This window comes from Microbacterium sp. AG790 (assembly GCF_003634765.1).
Classification (GTDB): domain Bacteria; phylum Actinomycetota; class Actinomycetes; order Actinomycetales; family Microbacteriaceae; genus Microbacterium.
Genome location: NZ_RBWZ01000007.1, coordinates 198,241 through 214,082, shown reverse-complemented (window position 1 = coordinate 214,082; position 15,842 = coordinate 198,241). Strand labels below are relative to the sequence as shown.

General features: G+C 70.7%; 16 protein-coding genes and 3 tRNA genes. 14 read left to right on the top strand and 5 right to left on the bottom strand.

Translation table 11 applies throughout. The annotated features are described in order from the left end of the window. Positions 1-58: 58 nt before the first annotated feature. The 3 genes from DEU37_RS06605 to DEU37_RS06595 all read right to left on the bottom strand — a co-directional run bounded on the left by DEU37_RS06605 (position 59) and on the right by DEU37_RS06595 (position 387). Positions 59-131: transfer RNA gene (locus tag DEU37_RS06605), tRNA-Phe, on the bottom strand. Positions 132-213: 82 nt separating this feature from the next. After that, positions 214-287 (bottom strand) — tRNA-Asp (locus tag DEU37_RS06600). Positions 288-314: 27 nt separating this feature from the next. Continuing rightward, a tRNA-Glu gene (locus tag DEU37_RS06595) sits at positions 315-387 on the bottom strand. A 271-nt stretch (positions 388-658) separates the two neighbouring features. On the opposite strand from DEU37_RS06595, the gene DEU37_RS06590 reads away from it, so the two are divergent. Beyond that, positions 659-2,062 (top strand): M23 family metallopeptidase, encoded by a 1,404-nt coding sequence (locus tag DEU37_RS06590; RefSeq protein ID WP_183043602.1) that lies wholly within the window; start codon positions 659-661, stop codon positions 2,060-2,062. A gap of 66 nt (positions 2,063-2,128) precedes the next feature. Here the strand turns inward: DEU37_RS06590 and DEU37_RS06585 are convergent, their stop codons facing one another. Further along, positions 2,129-2,662, bottom strand: coding sequence for an inorganic diphosphatase (locus tag DEU37_RS06585; RefSeq protein WP_121189797.1), 534 nt, complete (start codon positions 2,660-2,662; stop codon positions 2,129-2,131). 70 nt (positions 2,663-2,732) lie between these two features. On the opposite strand from DEU37_RS06585, the gene tilS reads away from it, so the two are divergent. From tilS to lysS, 12 genes are all read left to right on the top strand, one after another. Next, positions 2,733-3,731, top strand: a complete 999-nt coding sequence (gene tilS, locus DEU37_RS06580) for a tRNA lysidine(34) synthetase TilS (RefSeq protein ID WP_121189796.1) — start codon at positions 2,733-2,735, stop codon at positions 3,729-3,731. A gap of 32 nt (positions 3,732-3,763) precedes the next feature. Further along, entirely contained in the window at positions 3,764-4,315 is a 552-nt protein-coding gene (hpt, locus tag DEU37_RS06575) for a hypoxanthine phosphoribosyltransferase (RefSeq protein WP_005050671.1), read from the top strand. Between the two features lie 130 nt (positions 4,316-4,445). Further along, positions 4,446-6,455: an ATP-dependent zinc metalloprotease FtsH gene (gene ftsH / locus DEU37_RS06570; RefSeq protein WP_121189795.1), complete on the top strand. Its 2,010-nt coding sequence runs from the start codon at positions 4,446-4,448 to the stop codon at positions 6,453-6,455. A gap of 9 nt (positions 6,456-6,464) precedes the next feature. Continuing rightward, complete coding sequence (gene folE, locus DEU37_RS06565) at positions 6,465-7,055, top strand: GTP cyclohydrolase I (protein ID WP_121189794.1); 591 nt, start codon at positions 6,465-6,467, stop codon at positions 7,053-7,055. Beyond that, a complete protein-coding gene (gene folP / locus DEU37_RS06560; protein ID WP_121189793.1) occupies positions 7,052-7,876 on the top strand; it encodes a dihydropteroate synthase in 825 nt (274 codons plus the stop codon). The genes folE and folP overlap by 4 nt, the downstream gene beginning before the upstream one ends. Further along, on the top strand, positions 7,873-8,247 hold the full coding sequence (gene folB / locus DEU37_RS06555) for a dihydroneopterin aldolase (protein WP_121189792.1): 375 nt from the start codon (positions 7,873-7,875) through the stop codon (positions 8,245-8,247). The genes folP and folB overlap by 4 nt, the downstream gene beginning before the upstream one ends. Then, positions 8,244-8,831 carry a 2-amino-4-hydroxy-6-hydroxymethyldihydropteridine diphosphokinase gene (gene folK / locus DEU37_RS06550; protein ID WP_121189791.1) on the top strand — a complete coding sequence of 196 codons (588 nt, stop codon included), beginning with the start codon at positions 8,244-8,246 and terminating at the stop codon, positions 8,829-8,831. The genes folB and folK overlap by 4 nt, the downstream gene beginning before the upstream one ends. After that, positions 8,828-9,322 carry a DUF3180 family protein gene (locus DEU37_RS06545; RefSeq protein ID WP_121189790.1) on the top strand — a complete coding sequence of 165 codons (495 nt, stop codon included), beginning with the start codon at positions 8,828-8,830 and terminating at the stop codon, positions 9,320-9,322. Before folK ends, DEU37_RS06545 begins: the two co-directional genes overlap by 4 nt. Then, complete coding sequence (locus DEU37_RS06540; protein WP_121189789.1) at positions 9,267-9,869, top strand: PH domain-containing protein; 603 nt, start codon at positions 9,267-9,269, stop codon at positions 9,867-9,869. Before DEU37_RS06545 ends, DEU37_RS06540 begins: the two co-directional genes overlap by 56 nt. Further along, positions 9,866-11,473, top strand: a complete 1,608-nt coding sequence (locus DEU37_RS06535) for a PH domain-containing protein (protein ID WP_121189788.1) — start codon at positions 9,866-9,868, stop codon at positions 11,471-11,473. The genes DEU37_RS06540 and DEU37_RS06535 overlap by 4 nt, the downstream gene beginning before the upstream one ends. Then, positions 11,470-12,171, top strand: coding sequence for a Rossmann-like and DUF2520 domain-containing protein (locus tag DEU37_RS06530; RefSeq protein WP_121189787.1), 702 nt, complete (start codon positions 11,470-11,472; stop codon positions 12,169-12,171). The genes DEU37_RS06535 and DEU37_RS06530 overlap by 4 nt, the downstream gene beginning before the upstream one ends. An 80-nt stretch (positions 12,172-12,251) precedes the next feature. Further along, complete coding sequence (lysS, locus tag DEU37_RS06525) at positions 12,252-13,802, top strand: lysine--tRNA ligase (RefSeq protein ID WP_121189786.1); 1,551 nt, start codon at positions 12,252-12,254, stop codon at positions 13,800-13,802. Positions 13,803-13,854: 52 nt separating this feature from the next. Here lysS and DEU37_RS06520 read toward each other — a convergent pair whose 3' ends face one another. Continuing rightward, entirely contained in the window at positions 13,855-14,619 is a 765-nt protein-coding gene (locus DEU37_RS06520) for an IclR family transcriptional regulator (RefSeq protein ID WP_121189785.1), read from the bottom strand. Between the two features lie 229 nt (positions 14,620-14,848). Here DEU37_RS06520 and dhaK point away from each other — a divergent pair, with 229 nt between their 5' ends. Beyond that, positions 14,849-15,841 carry a dihydroxyacetone kinase subunit DhaK gene (gene dhaK, locus DEU37_RS06515; RefSeq protein ID WP_121189784.1) on the top strand — a complete coding sequence of 331 codons (993 nt, stop codon included), beginning with the start codon at positions 14,849-14,851 and terminating at the stop codon, positions 15,839-15,841. The last annotated feature ends 1 nt before the right edge of the window (position 15,842 follow it).

Below are 15,842 nucleotides of genomic sequence, written 5' to 3'. Positions count from 1 at the left end.
CCCCCGCCATGTAGAAGCTAGGCGAGGGTTTCTGGGACCGTTGTAACGACGGTCCGTGTGGCTCCGACGGGCGTCGATCCCGTGACCTCACGATTTTCAGTCGTGCGCTCTACCAACTGAGCTACAGAGCCGCGCGGCATCCGCTTGAGAGAATCTGCCGCGTCCTACACGAAGGGCCCTCGATCTCGAAAGAAAAGGGCCCGTCGCTCGGAGCGACCCTGACGGGACTTGAACCCGCGACCTCCGCCGTGACAGGGCGGCACGCTAACCAACTGCGCTACAGGGCCATACGTATTCAGTTGTGTGTCGGAGAGTGACCCCAACGGGATTCGAACCCGTGCTACCGCCGTGAAAGGGCGGCGTCCTAGGCCGCTAAACGATGGGGCCGAGCGAACCCGGAGGCTCATTCTTACCGACGCTCAAGCATAAGAGATCATCCAGCAAATCGGAAATCGAGGGCGTGGGATGCCGCGTCGCGCGCTCTCCGCGGGGGAGGATGGCCGCGGGTGCGGCGCGTGCGAGCCTCCGATCTGCCCCGGTCTCCCAGCGGTTTCATCACCAGAAACCCCTGGGCGAATGTGACGAATGTTGTTAGTGTGACGTGTGTTGCCATCGCGGGATGGCGGGGGTCAACGCGCGTGAAAGACGGAGGTTCGAGGTGAAGACCGAGAAGGCCGCTTCGGCGGAAGACTGCGGTTGCGCGCCGACCGCCACGGAAATGGCGGGCCTGCGCGGCCCGATGAGCCGCCGGTCCGCCCTGGGCCTCGCGGGGCTCGGCGTTCTGAGCCTCGGCGCCGTCAGCGCCTTCGGCCTGCGGTTCAGCCCGTCCGCGTTCGCCGCCGACTACCCCTCGTGGGACGACGTACAGAACGCCAAGAACAACGAGGCCGCCAAGGCCAACGAAGTCACCCGTATCCAGGGTCTGATCGCCGCCCTACAGGCCGACGTCGCAGCGAAGCAGGCCGACGCCGAGCGTCTCGCCAACGAATACGTGCAGGCGCAGATCGACTTCGAGACCGCGTCCGACAACGCTGACGCTCTGCAGAAGCAGGCCGACGAAGAGTCGGCCCGCGCAACCGAGTCGGCCAAGAAGCTCGGCCGCCTCGCCGCCCAGCAGTACCGCGCCGGCGGCAGCGACCCGTCGATGGAGCTCTTCTTCTCCGGCTCCGCCGCCAGCGCCGACGACCTGCTCGCCAAGCTCGGCACGATGGACCGTCTGGTCGAGGCCAACCGCGGCGTCTACGCCGACGCGGTCAGCGCCCGCAACAACGCCCAGAGCCTGAGCGACAAGGCCAAGCTGGCCCGCGACGAGCGCGACCGTCTGCAGCAGGCAGCCCAGCAGAAGATGCAGGCCGCGCAGGATGCTGCCGCCGCCGCCCAAGCCGCGCTCGCCGAGCAGGACAAGAACCTCGGCACCCTCCAGGCGCAGCTCGCCGCGCTCCAGGACCAGACCGCGAAGACGGTCGCCGACTACCAGGCTGGCGTCGAAGCCGCGCGCAAGGCCGAAGAAGCCCGGCAGGCTGCGGCCGCCGAGGCCGCACGCAAGGCCGCCGAAGAGGCCGCCGCCAACGCCGGAAACGGCGGCGGTGGTGGGGGCGGCGGAGGCGGCGGCGGTGGCGGCGGTGGCGGAACGCCCGGCACCGACGGCTGGGTGCGCCCGGCATCCGGCTACATCAGCTCGTGGTTCGGCAACCGCGGCTCGGTCTGCGGCAACGGCGTGTGCACCAGCGGCGGCCACCGCGGCATCGACTTCGCCACCTCCTGCTGGTCGCCCATCTACGCCGCAGCCTCGGGCCGCGTCGTCTGGGCGCAGTACACCGGCGACTGGGGAAACTACGTCAAGGTCGACCACGGCGGCGGTGTCGTCACCGGCTACGCCCACATCGTCAGCGGCGGCTACAACGTCAACGTCGGCGACTGGGTCAACGCGGGCGACCTCATCGCCCATGTCGGCAACACCGGCGCCTCCACCGGCTGCCACCTGCACTTCGAGGTCTACTGGCAGGGCGTGCGCATCGACCCGGCGCCCGTGCTTTACGACCACGGCATCGACGTCTACTGACGAGTGCCGCAACGCAGAAGAGCGGATGCCGATCGGCATCCGCTCTTCTGCGTGTGAGACCAGGTCTCAAATGGTCTTGGGGGCGTGGCCCTCACCCTGGGTGGCGGTCTGCGCGTCCTCGTCCTGGAAGCGCTGGAACGCCTCGGCGACCAGGCGCTCGGCCTCTTCGGCTCCGGCCCACTGGTCGACCTTGACCCACTTGCCGGGCTCGAGGTCCTTGTAGTGCTCGAAGAAGTGGCCGATCTCGCCCTTGGTCCACTCGTCGAGGTCGTCGACGTCCTGGATGTGCGCCCAGCGCGGATCCTTCGCGAGCACGGCCACGACCTTGTCGTCGCCGCCGGCCTCGTCGAGCATCTTCAGCACGGCGACGGGGCGCACCTTCGCCATGACGCCCGGGTACAGGTCGCGGTCGAGCAGCAGCAGCACGTCGAGCGGGTCGCCGTCCTCGCCGAGGGTGTCTTCGAAGAAGCCGTAGTTCGCGGGGTAGCCCATCGGCGTGAACAGCACGCGGTCCAGGAACACCCGGCCGGTGCCGTGGTCGACCTCGTACTTCACGCGGCTGCCGCGCGGAATCTCGATGACGGCGTCGTATGCGCCCATGCTGGTTCTCCTTCGGAGGGTCTGGTGGATGCCGGCATCCAGCCTAGTCGGCGGGCTCGCAGTCGCTAGCGTGGATGCCGTGGACCACCGCCCCAGCCTCGACCCCGCCGTCGCCGAGATCCGTCGGGCGGTGCGCGCCGCCCTCGCGACGGTCTCCGGTCCCGTGCTGGTGGGCCTGTCGGGCGGCGCCGACTCGCTCGCGCTCGCCGACGCGGTCGCGTTCGAGGCGCCGAAAGCCGGGGTCACGGCATCCGCGGCGATCATCGACCACGGTCTGCAGGCGGGATCCGACCGGGTCGCCGCCCGCGCGGCCGCCGTCGCAGAGGAGCGGGGCCTGCCCGCCCGCGTCATCCGCGTCGAGGTCGGCACTGAGGGCGGGCCCGAAGCCGCTGCCCGCGATGCCCGCCGTGCCGCCCTGCTCGCCGCCGCGAAGGATGCCGGGGCCGAAGCGATCCTGCTCGCCCACACCCTCGACGACCAGGCCGAGACGGTCCTCATCGGCCTGGCCCGTGGCTCCGGCGCCGCGAGCCTCGGCGGCATGTCGCCCGACCGCGTTGAAGACGGCATCCGCATCCTCCGCCCCCTGCTCGACGTGCGCCGCGCGACCACCCGCGCCGCGTGCACCGCGGCGGGCCTGCCGCCGTGGGAAGACCCGCACAATCTCGACCGCCGGTTCCTCCGCGTGCGCGTGCGCCAAGACGTCATGCCCGTGCTCGAAGCCGAGCTCGGCCCCGGCGTCGCCGAGGCGCTCGCCCGCACGAGCGATCAGCTGCGTGAGGATGCCGCCGCTTTCGCCGAGATGATCGACGAGACCATCGAAGACATCGTCGAGCACGCCTCAGCCGGCATCGCGGTGTCGGTTCCCGCGCTCGCCGCCAACCCGCCCGCGCTGCGTCACCGCATCATCCGCCACGTCGTCGCGAGCGAGTTCGGCGTGAGCCTCACCCGCACCCAGACCCTCGAGGTCGCCCGACTCGTCACCGACTGGCGTGGCCAGGGCCCGATCGACCTCCCCGGATGCCGCGCCCACCGCAGCGGCACCCGACTCGTTTTCACGGCGGCCGACTGAGCCGCCGCGTGAGGAGCGCCTAAAATCGAGGAATGCGCGCAGCCGACATCGCTGACCAGTTGTCCACCGTCCTCGTCACCGAGGAACAGATCCACGAGAAGCTCGGCGAGCTGGCTCAGCGCGTCGAGGCCGACTACGCCGGCAAAGACCTGCTGCTGATCGGCGTGCTGAAGGGCGCCGTCATGGTGATGGCCGACTTCTCCCGCAAGCTCCGCCGCGACGTGGTCATCGACTGGATGGCCGTCTCCTCCTACGGTGCCGGTACCAAGTCCAGCGGCGTCGTACAGATCCGCAAGGACCTCGACACCGACCTCACCGGCAAGCACGTCCTCATCGTCGAGGACATCATCGACTCCGGCCTCACCCTCAGCTGGCTGCTGGAGAACTTCGCCTCCCGCGGTGCGGCATCGATCGAGATCCTCGCTCTGCTGCGCAAGCCCGAAGCGGCCAAGGTCGAGATCGACTGCCGCTACGTCGGCTTCGACATCCCCACCGACTTCGTCGTCGGCTACGGCCTCGACTACGACGAGCGCTTCCGCAACCTCCGCGACGTCGCGGTGCTCGCGCCGCACGTCTACAGCTGACACCGGCGGGGCGAGGGGCGTTTCGACTCGCTCCGCTCGCTCAACGACCGGCGGTGCGCGGCCGCTCCCGGTTCGCCTGTGGCGAATGCACAGACGCCCCATAGTCGCCGCGCGGTAGCCTGAGCGGATCATGGACTTCAAGAAGCTCAGCCGCAACCCGTTCGTCTACGTGTTGCTCATCGGCGCCCTGTTGCTGATCGGCATGTCGCTGATCTCGACGCTCACCGGGGCCAAGCAGATCACGACGCAGGAGGGGCTGAACCTCCTGAAGGGCGGCACCGTCACGCAGGTGACGAACACCGACGGCGACCAGCGGGTGGACATGACCCTGTCCGCGCCGTTCCAGGGCGCCAACCAGGTGCAGTTCTACTACGTCGGCGCGCGCGCCAACGAGGTCGTCTCGGCCGTGGATGCCGCGACCCCGAAGGACGGCTACAACGACGTCGTCCCGCGCACCACCTTCTTCGAGAGCCTGCTCTCGCTGCTGATCCCGATCCTGTTGCTGGGTCTGCTCTTCTGGTTCTTCTTCTCCGCCGCCCAGGGCGGCAACAGCAAGGTCATGCAGTTCGGCAAGTCCCGCGCGAAGCTCGTGACGAAGGAGACCCCGACGGTCACCTTCGCCGACGTCGCCGGTGCCGACGAGGCCATCGAGGAGATGCAGGAGATCAAGGACTTCCTGAAGGATCCCGCGAAGTTCCAGGCCGTCGGCGCCCGCATCCCGAAGGGCGTGCTGCTGTACGGCCCTCCCGGAACCGGCAAGACCCTGCTCGCGCGCGCCGTCGCCGGAGAGGCGGGCGTGCCGTTCTACTCCATCTCGGGCTCCGACTTCGTCGAGATGTTCGTGGGCGTCGGCGCGAGCCGCGTGCGCGACCTGTTCAACCAGGCCAAGGAGAATGCCCCCGCGATCATCTTCATCGACGAGATCGACGCCGTCGGCCGCCACCGCGGCGCCGGCATGGGCGGCGGTCACGACGAGCGCGAGCAGACGCTCAACCAGATGCTCGTCGAGATGGACGGCTTCGACCCGAAGGCGTCGGTGCTGGTCATCGCCGCCACCAACCGTCCCGACATCCTCGACCCGGCGCTTCTGCGCCCGGGCCGCTTCGACCGCCAGATCGGCGTCGACGCCCCCGACCTCAAGGGTCGCCAGCGCATCCTCGAGGTGCACGGTCGCGGCAAGCCCCTCTCGCCGTCGGTCGACCTCGCCGTCATCGCGCGCAAGACGCCCGGCTTCACCGGCGCCGACCTCGCCAACGTGCTCAACGAGGCGGCGCTGCTGACGGCGCGCTCCAACGCGCAGCTCATCGACATGCGCGCGCTCGATGAGGCCATCGACCGCGTCATCGCCGGCCCGCAGCGTCGCACGCGCATCATGAAGGACAAGGAGAAGCTCATCACCGCGTACCACGAGGGTGGTCACGCCCTCGCTGCGGCGGCGATGAACAACACCGACCCCGTCACGAAGGTCACGATCCTTCCGCGCGGCAAGGCCCTCGGATACACGATGGTGCTGCCACTCGAAGACAAGTACTCCGTCACCCGCAACGAGCTGCAGGACCAGCTCACCTACGCCATGGGCGGCCGCGTGGCGGAGGAGATCGTCTTCCACGACCCGACCACCGGTGCGAGCAACGACATCGAGAAGGCCACCGGCATCGCCCGCAAGATGGTCACCGAGTACGGCATGACCACCGATGTGGGACCCGTCAAGCTCGGCTCCTCCTCCGGCGAGGTCTTCATGGGCCGCGACATGGGTCACGGCCGCGACTTCTCCGAGCGCATCGCCGAGCGCGTCGACAAGCAGGTGCGCGACCTCATCGAGCAGGCACACAACGAGGCCTACGAGGTGATCAACGCGAACCGCGACATCCTCGACAAGCTCGCCCTGGCCCTCCTGGAGAAGGAGACGCTGGACCACCTGGAGCTCGCCGAGATGTTCCGCGACGTCAAAAAGCTGCCCCCGCGCCCCCAGTGGCTCTCCAGCGACGACCGCCCCGTCTCGATGCTGCCGCCGGTGGATGTGCCCCGTCGTCAGGACGAGGCCGGGCTGGCCGCGGCATCCGTCGCGGAGGAGCAGCACGCGACGCAGACCGCGGCGCAGCGGCGTCCGAGCGGGCAGGCGCGCCCCGCCACCGCCTAGGCTCGTGACGTGGCCGTCGATCGAGACCGCGTCGCCGCCGCCGTGCGCGACATCCTCGTCGCGATCGGGGAGGACCCCGATCGCCCGGGGCTGAAGGCGACCCCGCAGCGCGTCGCCGACGCCTACGCCGACTTCTTCGCGGGGGTGGGACAGGATGCCGCCGAGCCGCTGGCCCACACCATCAGCGTCTCCCGCGGGCCGGCGCCCGACACGTTGCCCTCCGGCGCGGTGCTGCTGCGCGACATCCGCTTCCGCTCCGTCTGCGAACACCACCTCCTGCCCTTCGCGGGACGCGCGCACATCGCGTACCTGCCGGGTGAGCAGGTGGTGGGCCTCGGGGCGCTGCCCAAAGTCGTCGACGTGCTCGCGGCCCGACCGCAAGTGCAGGAGCGGCTGGGGGAGCAGATCGCCGACACCATCGCCGCGGCCCTCGATGCGCGCGGTGTGCTCGTCGTGCTCGCCGCCCGCCACGAGTGCGTCACGATGCGCGGGGGACGCCAGCCCGATGCCGCGACCATCACGATCGCCGCGCGCGGTGAGCTCGCCGAGCCGTCGGCGCGCGCCGAGATCATGATGCTCGTGACGGGGACGCCCGCATGACCGCGATCATGGGCATCGTCAACGTCACCCCCGACTCGTTCAGCGACGGCGGGCGCTTCCTCGCGGCCGACGCCGCGATCGCGCACGGCCGCTCCTTGCTCGCCGACGGCGCCCACATCCTCGACGTCGGCGGAGAGTCGACCCGGCCGGGCGCCGAACGCGTCGCCCCCGCCGAGGAGCAGGCGCGCGTGCTGCCGGTCGTCGCGGCTCTCGCCGCCGAGGGCGCCCTCGTGAGCATCGACACGATGAACGCGAGCACCGCGCAGGCGGCGATCGACGCCGGGGCGCGCATCGTCAACGACGTCTCCGGCGGGCTGGGAGATCCCGACATGCTCGGGGTCGTCGCGGCATCCGACGTCGACGTCGTCCTGCAGCACTGGCGGGGCCACTCCGCCGACATGTACGCCCACGCCGCCTACGCCGATCTCGCCCGTGACCTCGTCGCCGAGCTGGAGGGGCGGGTCGGCGCGGCTGCGGCCGCCGGGATCTCGCCCGATCGGATCATCCTCGATCCGGGCATCGGCTTCGGCAAGCGCGGTGCGCAGAACTGGGAGGCGCTGCGCGCCCTCGGGCAGATCGTCGCGATCGGTCCGCGCGTCCTCGTCGGCACCAGCCGTAAGCGCTTCCTCGCCGAGGCGCTGGCGGGTGCCGAGGGCGTGGAGGTCTCGACCTCCCGCCGCGATCTCGCGACCGCTGTCACGAGCGTCCTCGCGGCGCAGGCCGGCGCATGGGCCGTGCGCGTGCACGACGTCGCCGCCACGAGCGATGCCCTCACGGTGTGGAGCCGGTGGAACGGCGAGAACGACGGAGGAGGCGCATGAGCGACCGCATCACTCTCACCGGCATCCGGGCCACCGGGTACCACGGGGTCTACGCGCACGAGCGCCGCGAGGGGCAGGTCTTCATCGCCGACGTGGCGCTGGAGCTCTCGCTCGCCGCCGCCGCTCAGAGCGACGACGTCGCCGACACCGTGCACTACGGCGAGTTCGCCGACCAGGTCGCCGCGGTGCTCTCCGGCGAGCCGGCGGACCTGCTCGAGACCGTCGCCCAGCGCATCGCCGATCGCGCTCTCGCGTACGCGCGGGTGGATGCCGTCGAGGTCACGATCCACAAACCGCAGGCGCCCATCACGGTGCCGTTCGACGACGTGAGCGTGACGATCCGTCGCGCTCGTGAAGGAGTGCCCGCATGAACCGCCGCCTCGCGCAGGGCTTCTCCGACGACATGCCCGCCCGCGACTCCGCAGAGACGATCGCGGTGATCGCGATCGGCGCCAACCTGGGCGACCGGCAGGCGACGATGACGGCGGCCCTCGAAGAGCTCGCGCGCCTGCCGCTGACGACGCGCGTCGTCGCCTCCGCGCCCATCGAGACGGTCGCGCTGACGCTGGACGGTCCGGATGCGGACGCGCCGGCCTACCTGAACGCTGTCGCGCTCGTGACGACCCGTCTCGCCCCCTCCGTGCTGCTGGGCTACCTCCACGCCATCGAGGAGGCGCACGGCCGGCCGCCGCGCCGGGTCGATGACCTCCGCTGGCAGAGCCGCACGCTCGATCTCGATCTCATCGCCTACGGCGACGTGCGCTCGGACGATCCGGCGCTGACCCTGCCGCACCCGCGCGCGGCGGAGCGGACGTTCGTGCTCGAGCCGTGGCTGCACGTCGACCCCGAGGCCGTGCTGCCCGGCGTCGGTCGCGTGCGCGACCTCCTCGCAGACCTGCGCGATGCCGAGGCGTCCGCGGATGCCGAGCCGGCGCCGGACGGGGGCCCGGCGTGAAGCGCACCAAAGCGGGCACGATCGTCGTCGCCATCGCGATCGGCGTGTTCCTCGGGTTCGCCGTCGACCAGGTGCTGACGGCGACAGGCCGCCCCGCCTTCACGCCGTCGTTCCTGTTGCCGATCCTGCTCGTGCTGCTCGGCATCGCCCTCGTGCTGTTCGCCCTGCCGATCCGTCGGGCGACCGCCGGTGCGCAGACCGCGCCGGTCGATCCCTTCCGGGCCGTCCGCGTCGCGATGCTGGCCAAGGCGTCGACCCTTGTCGGCGCCGGTGTCGCCGGTGTCGCGGCGGGACTTCTGGCCTTCCTGATCACGCGACCGGTGGCGCCCTCGTTAGGCTCGACAGGACCGGTGATCGCCGCGATCGTCGGCGGCCTCGTGCTGGTCGCGGCGGGGCTCGTCGCCGAGCACCTCTGCACCATCCGGAAGGACGACGATGACGAACACCCCGGACCTCCCGAACCAGGATTCGGCCTCTCCCACCACGACTGACCTCGAGCCCGGGGGTGGCGTGCTCGACGCGGGGACCTACGACCGCCTCCTCGAGCCGCGCAGCGCCAACCGGCTGCCGCTCGGCGACGGCACCTGGCACCTGCTGTCGCGCAACTACGTCTGGGTGCGGCTGATCTCGACGCTCGCCTTCCTCGCGCTGGTCCTCGCCGCCGCCGTGGTCGGCGCCGTCCTGCTGCGGCTCGGCTGGGTGTGGATTCCGGCGGGAGTCGTCACGGTCGTGACGGTGTGGACGCTCGTGATCCTCCCGCGCCAGGCCCGCGCCTACGGCTACCAGCTGCGCGAGGACGACCTCGTGTTCCGCCGCGGCATCCTCTGGCAGAGGATGGTCGCGGTTCCTTACGGCCGGATGCAGCTCGTCGACATCACCCACGGTCCCCTCGACCGGGTCTTCGGCATCGCTCAGCTCAAGCTCGTGACCGCCGCGGCGACCACCGGTGTCGTGATCCCCGGACTCACGCAGCCCGCCGCCGAACTGCTGCGCGACACCCTGATCGCGGTGGCAGAGACCCGACGGACCGGCCTGTGACCGATCCCGCCGCCGTCGCCGACGTGCGCTCGCCGCTCAGCGACGGTGAGTGGCACCGGCTGCACCCCCTCACGCCCGTGCTGCGCGGCGGGCTGTTCCTCGTCGTCGTACTCGGCATCGTCATCACGAACCTGCGCGACCGCATCATCGGCTGGCTCTTCCCAGCCGTCGCCGACCTGGAACGCTACGAGGCCGACCCCGTCGACTACGTCGTCAGCAACAACCTCATCCTGCTCGCGCTTGTGGCGGTGCTGGCCGTGCTGCTGCTCCTTCTGGGCGGCTTCTGGCTGTCGTGGCGCTTCCACACGTTCCGCATCACCGGCGACGACGTCGAGGTGCGAAGCGGCATCCTCTTCCGCACCCACCGCCGCGCGCCGCTGGATCGGGTGCAGGGCGTCAACCTGATCCGCCCGATGGTCGCGCGCCTGCTGGGTGCGGCCAAGCTCGAGGTCGTCGGGGCGGGCCTCGACAGCAACGTCAAGCTCGAGTACCTCTCGACCGCCAACGCCGAGGCAGTGCGCGCCGACATCCTGCGTCTTGCCTCCGGTCGTCAGCTCGCGCGAACGGCGGATGCCGTGGGTTCGCTGTCCCGAGGACGCGCCGCCGTCGCCACGGTCGGCGCCGCCCTGACCGGGCTGATCGACGGCGCCGAACAGCCCGTCGCCGAACCGGCATCCGTCGTGCACATCCCGCCGGGAAGACTCATCGGCTCACGGCTGCTGTCGGGGTCGACGCTGTGGCTGCTGGTCGTCGTCGCCGCCATCATCGTCGGCTCGGTCGTCGGCACCCCCTGGGTGCTGTTCACGCTCGTGCCGGCCGCGCTGGGGTTCGCGGCCTACTGGTTCCGTACGATCACCCGCGCGCTGCGCTACTCGATCGCCCCGACGCCCTCAGGGGTGCGCATCACCTTCGGCCTGTTCACGACCATCACCGAGACGTTGCCGCCGGGACGCGTGCACGCCTTCGAGATCCGTCAGCCGCTGCTCTGGCGCGGCTGCGGCTGGTGGTCGATCCGGGTCAACCGGCTCTCGGGGCGTTCGGCCAATGACGCGCAGTCGCAGCAGTTCGCGGACGTGCTGCCCGTCGGCACCCGCGACGACGTCGAGCGGGTGCTCCGCCTGTTCCTTCCCGGGATCTCGGCGTCGCAGTGGCAGGAACTCGTCGTGCACGGCCTGCTCGGCCCCCACGACGAGAGCGACCCGTACGTGACGACCCCGCGGCGCGCGTGGTGGTTGCGGCCGCTGTCGTGGCGTCGCAACGGTGTGCTGCTCACCCCCGACGCGATCCTGCTTCGCCGCGGACTCATCTGGCGCTCGCTCGTGATCCTCCCGCTCGCGCGCCTGCAGTCGGTGGCGCTGTCTCAGGGCCCGATCGGCCGCTCCCAGAAGGCGGCGTCCCTCACCGGGCACACCGTCGCCGGACAGGTGCCGGGGGCGGTCGGCGCGCTCGATCGCGACGACGCGGTCGCGGTATGGCAGCAGGCGGCGACGGCGGTGATCGCGGCCGCGGCAAGCGATCGTTCACACCGGTGGGATGCCGCGCCGGCGGCCGACCCGGCGCCGACGCCGATCGCGACCATCGACGAAGAGGAAGGACGCGCATGAGCGGCGCGAGCAGATTGGGTGTGGGGATCATCGGCGCCGGGCGCGTCGGCCCCGTCATCGGGGCGGCTCTCGCCGGCGCCGGACACGCCCTCGTGGGCATCACGGCCGGCTCCGACCGTGACCGGGTCGAAGCGATCCTGCCCGGCGTTCCCGTGCTCGATGCGGACGAGATCGTGCGCCGCAGCGAGCTCGTGGTGATCGCCGTTCCGCACGACGAACTGCCGAGCCTGGTCGCCGGTCTCGCCGAACTCGATCGCTGGCAGGTCGGGCAGCTCGTTCTGCACACCGACCCGGCCTGGGGCACGGATGTGCTCGCCCCCGCGGCGCGCCGCGGGGCGATCCCGCTCGCGGTGCATCCCGCGGTCACCTTCACGGGCAGCTCGATGGACCTCCGCCAGCTGCACGATGCGTTCGCGGCGGTCACGGCGCCGGCCGCGGTGCTGCCGATCGCGCAGGCACTCGCCGTCGAACTGGGCTGCGAGCCCGTCGTCGTCGCCGAAGCCGACCGCGCCGCGTACGGCGAGGCCATCGCGACGGCGACGGCGTTCTCGGCATCCGTCGTGCGGCAATCGACGTCGCTGCTGCGCTCGGCGGGCATCGACGAGCCCGGACGCTACCTGTCGGCGCTCGTGCACTCGGCCGTCGACCGGGCGCTGCAGGACGGGTCGCCGCTGATCGGCGACGTCCTCGGCGGCTGAGCGCGCCGGTCGCGGCATCCCGGAAGGTGCGCAGGCGCGCCTCGATAGACTGGAACGTCGATTCCGAGGAGCCCCGCACCATGACTCAGACGCCGAACGCCGCGTCCACGCCCGTCCCGGCCGCCCCTGATGCCGAGGGAGCGGACCTCGCCGATGTGCACGAGCAGAAGGCCGTGCGTCTCGCCAAGCGCGAGCGGCTGCTCGCCGAGCGGACGGATGCCGCGGGCGGCGCCTACCCGGTCGCCGTGCCGGTCACCGACACCATCGCCGCTCTGCGTGCGCGATACACCGACCTCGAAGCGGGCGCCGAGACCGGTGCGACCGCGTCGGTCGCCGGACGCGTCGTGTTCAGCCGCAACACCGGCAAGCTGTGCTTCGCCTCGCTGCAGGCCGGCGACGGCAGCCGTATCCAGGCGATGGTCTCGCTCGCCGAGGTGGGCGAAGACTCGCTGCAGGCGTGGAAGGACCTCGTCGACCTCGGCGACCACGTCTCGGTGACGGGCCAGGTCATCTCCAGCCGCCGCGGCGAGCTGTCGATCATGGTCACCGACTGGGTGATCGCGGCCAAGGCGCTGCTGCCGCTGCCCAACCTCTACAGCGAGCTGAGCGAGGAGAGCCGGGTGCGCTCGCGCTTCCTCGATCTCATCGCGCGCGACCAGGCGCGGGAGACGGTCATCGCGCGGGCGAAGGTCAACGCGTCGCTGCGTCAGACCTTCACCGACCACGGCTTCCTCGAGGTCGAGACCCCCATGCTCCAGGCGCAGCACGGCGGCGCGGCGGCGCGACCCTTCGTGACGCACTCCAACGCGTTCGACGCCGAGCTGTACCTGCGCATCGCGCCGGAGCTGTTCCTCAAGCGCGCCGTCGTCGGCGGCATCGACCGCGTCTTCGAGATCAACCGCAACTTCCGCAACGAGGGCGCCGACTCCACCCACAGCCCCGAGTTCGCGATGCTCGAGGCCTACCAGTCGTACACCGACTACAACGGCATCGCCGATCTCACCCAGGAGCTCATCCAGAACGCCGCGATCGCGGTGGCCGGCTCGACGACGGTCACCTGGGCCGACGGCACGGCGTTCGATCTCGGCGGCCAGTGGGACCGCATCTCGATGTACGAGTCCCTCTCGGATGCCGCGGGCACGACGATCACCCCGGAGACCCCGCTCGACGAGCTGAAGGCGCTCGCCGCGTCGGTGGGCGTGGAGGTTCCCGAGAAGGTCGCGACGCACGGCAAGTACGTCGAAGAGCTCTGGGAGCACTTCGTGAAGGGGGGCCTGGAGCGGCCGACCTTCGTCATGGACTTCCCGCTCGACACCTCACCCCTCGTCCGGGAGCACCGCACCGTCGCGGGTGTGGTGGAGAAGTGGGACCTGTACGTGCGCGGCTTCGAGCTGGCCACGGGGTACTCCGAGCTCGTCGACCCCGTCATCCAGCGGGAGCGCTTCGTCGAGCAGGCGAAGCTCGCGGCCCGCGGCGACGACGAGGCGATGCGCGTCGACGAGGAGTTCCTGCGCGCGCTCGAGCACGGCATGCCCCCGACCGGTGGCATGGGCATGGGCATCGACCGTCTGCTCATGGCGATCACCGGGCTCGGCATCCGCGAGACGATCCTCTTCCCGCTGGTGAAGTAACCGGTCGGGGCGTTTCGACTCGCTGCGCTCGCTCAACGACCGGTGGTGCTGATCAGACCGCCGAGCGCGCTCGCGGTGGCCAGCCCGGGGCGCCGAGGTCGCGGGAGATCGCCTGCGCCGCGTCGCGCAGCTCCTTGAGCACGGCGGCATCGAGTGCGGATGCCGGGGCGGGGAACACGACCCCGAGAGCGGCGACCACCGTGCCGTCCTCACCCGTGACCGGAACGGCGACGGAGGCGTCGCCGATGACGGCCTCCTCGTCCTCGGTCGCCAGCGCGCGGTCTCGGACGACGATCAGCTGCTCCTCCAGGACGGAGGCCTCCGTGACGGTGTCGCCGGTCAAGTCGGCCAGAGCGCGGCCGAGCACCTCCGCGCGGAAGTCGTCGTCGTAGGCGAGCAGCACCTTTCCCAGGGCGGAGGCGTGCGCCGGGAGGGTGATGCCGGTTTCGGGCATCTGTTCGGTGCCGTCGGGACGGCGATCGTGGTGGATGACGAGGACATCGGTGTTGTGTGCGACACCCAGACGCGATGCGAGTCCGGTGCGGTGCGACAGGTCGTGCATGCGCCGCAGCGAGCGCGCGCGCACGTCGAGGGTGTCGAGGTACACGCTGGAGAGGGTGAGCAGCGCCGGCCCGAGGGCGTAGCGGCTGCCGCGCGCCTCCTGCACGACCAGGCCGTGCTCCTGCAACGACTTCACGAGGCCGTGCACGGTCGACGGCGGCAGGTCGAGGGCGAGGGCGAGCTCGCTGATGCCGAGGCGCCGCGCGCCCTGCAGCAGCGAGAGGATGCGCGCGGCGCGGTCGATGGACTGGATCATCCCGAGACCTTTCGCGCGCGGACGGATGACGTCACACTACCTCTTGACACCGGTGCAAATGGGGCAGATATTCGACATAGACGAATCGCAATCGATGATGTCGAAAGCCACGCGGCTCTGCGCTCCGCCCCGACGGACCGCCACGGGACGTCGGTGCACACGCGAGGCGGCCGTCGAAGAACGCCGGCGAGAAACACCTGCGACAACTCAGTGAAGAGGAGACCCGCGCATGAAGAAGCTCATCAACTCGCCCGAATCGGTGCTCGCCGATGCCCTGCGCGGCGTCGCGGCGGCCCACCCCGAGCTCACCGTCGACCACGAGAATCGCGTGGTCATCAGCAACGCTGCCCGTGAGGGTCGTGTCGCGTTGATCTCCGGCGGCGGCTCGGGCCATGAACCTCTGCACAGCGGGTTCGTCGGCGCGGGCATGCTCGATGCCGCCTGCGCGGGCGAGGTGTTCACCTCGCCGACGCCCGACCAGATGCTGGCTGCGGCGCAGGCCGTCGATTCGGGTGCGGGCGTGCTCTTCATCGTCAAGAACTACACGGGCGACGTGCTCAACTTCGAGATGGCGGCCGAACTCGCCGCCGACGAAGGTATCGCCTCGGAGTCGGTGATCGTCGCCGACGACGTCGCGGTGAAGGACTCCACGTGGACGGCCGGACGTCGAGGTGTCGGCACGACCCTGCTCGTCGAGAAGATCGCGGGTGCAGCGGCGGCGGAGGGCAAGAGCCTCGCCGAGGTCAAGGCGGTCGCCGAACACGTCGCCTCGAACGGACGCTCGATGGGTGTGGCACTCACCAGCTGCACCGTTCCCGCCGTGGGCCACCCCAGCTTCGATCTGCCGGACGACGAGATGGAGATGGGAGTCGGCATCCACGGCGAGCCGGGCCGCACGCGCGTGCCGCTCGCTTCCGCGCACGACATCGCCGCCGAGCTCGTCGAGGCGATCACCGCCGATCTGGACTTCACCGGCGCTCCGGTGATCGCACTGCTGACCGGACTCGGCGGCACCCCGCTGATCGAGCTGTACGTGATGTACGCCGACATCGCCGACGCGCTCGCCGCGAAGGGGGTCACGGTCGCCCGCAGCCTCGTCGGCGACTACGTCACGAGCCTCGACATGGCGGGCTGCTCGCTCACTCTTCTGCGCGCCGACGACGAGGTGCTGCGCCTGTGGGATGCTCCCGTCGAGACGAGCGCTCTGCGGTGGGGACGCTGAG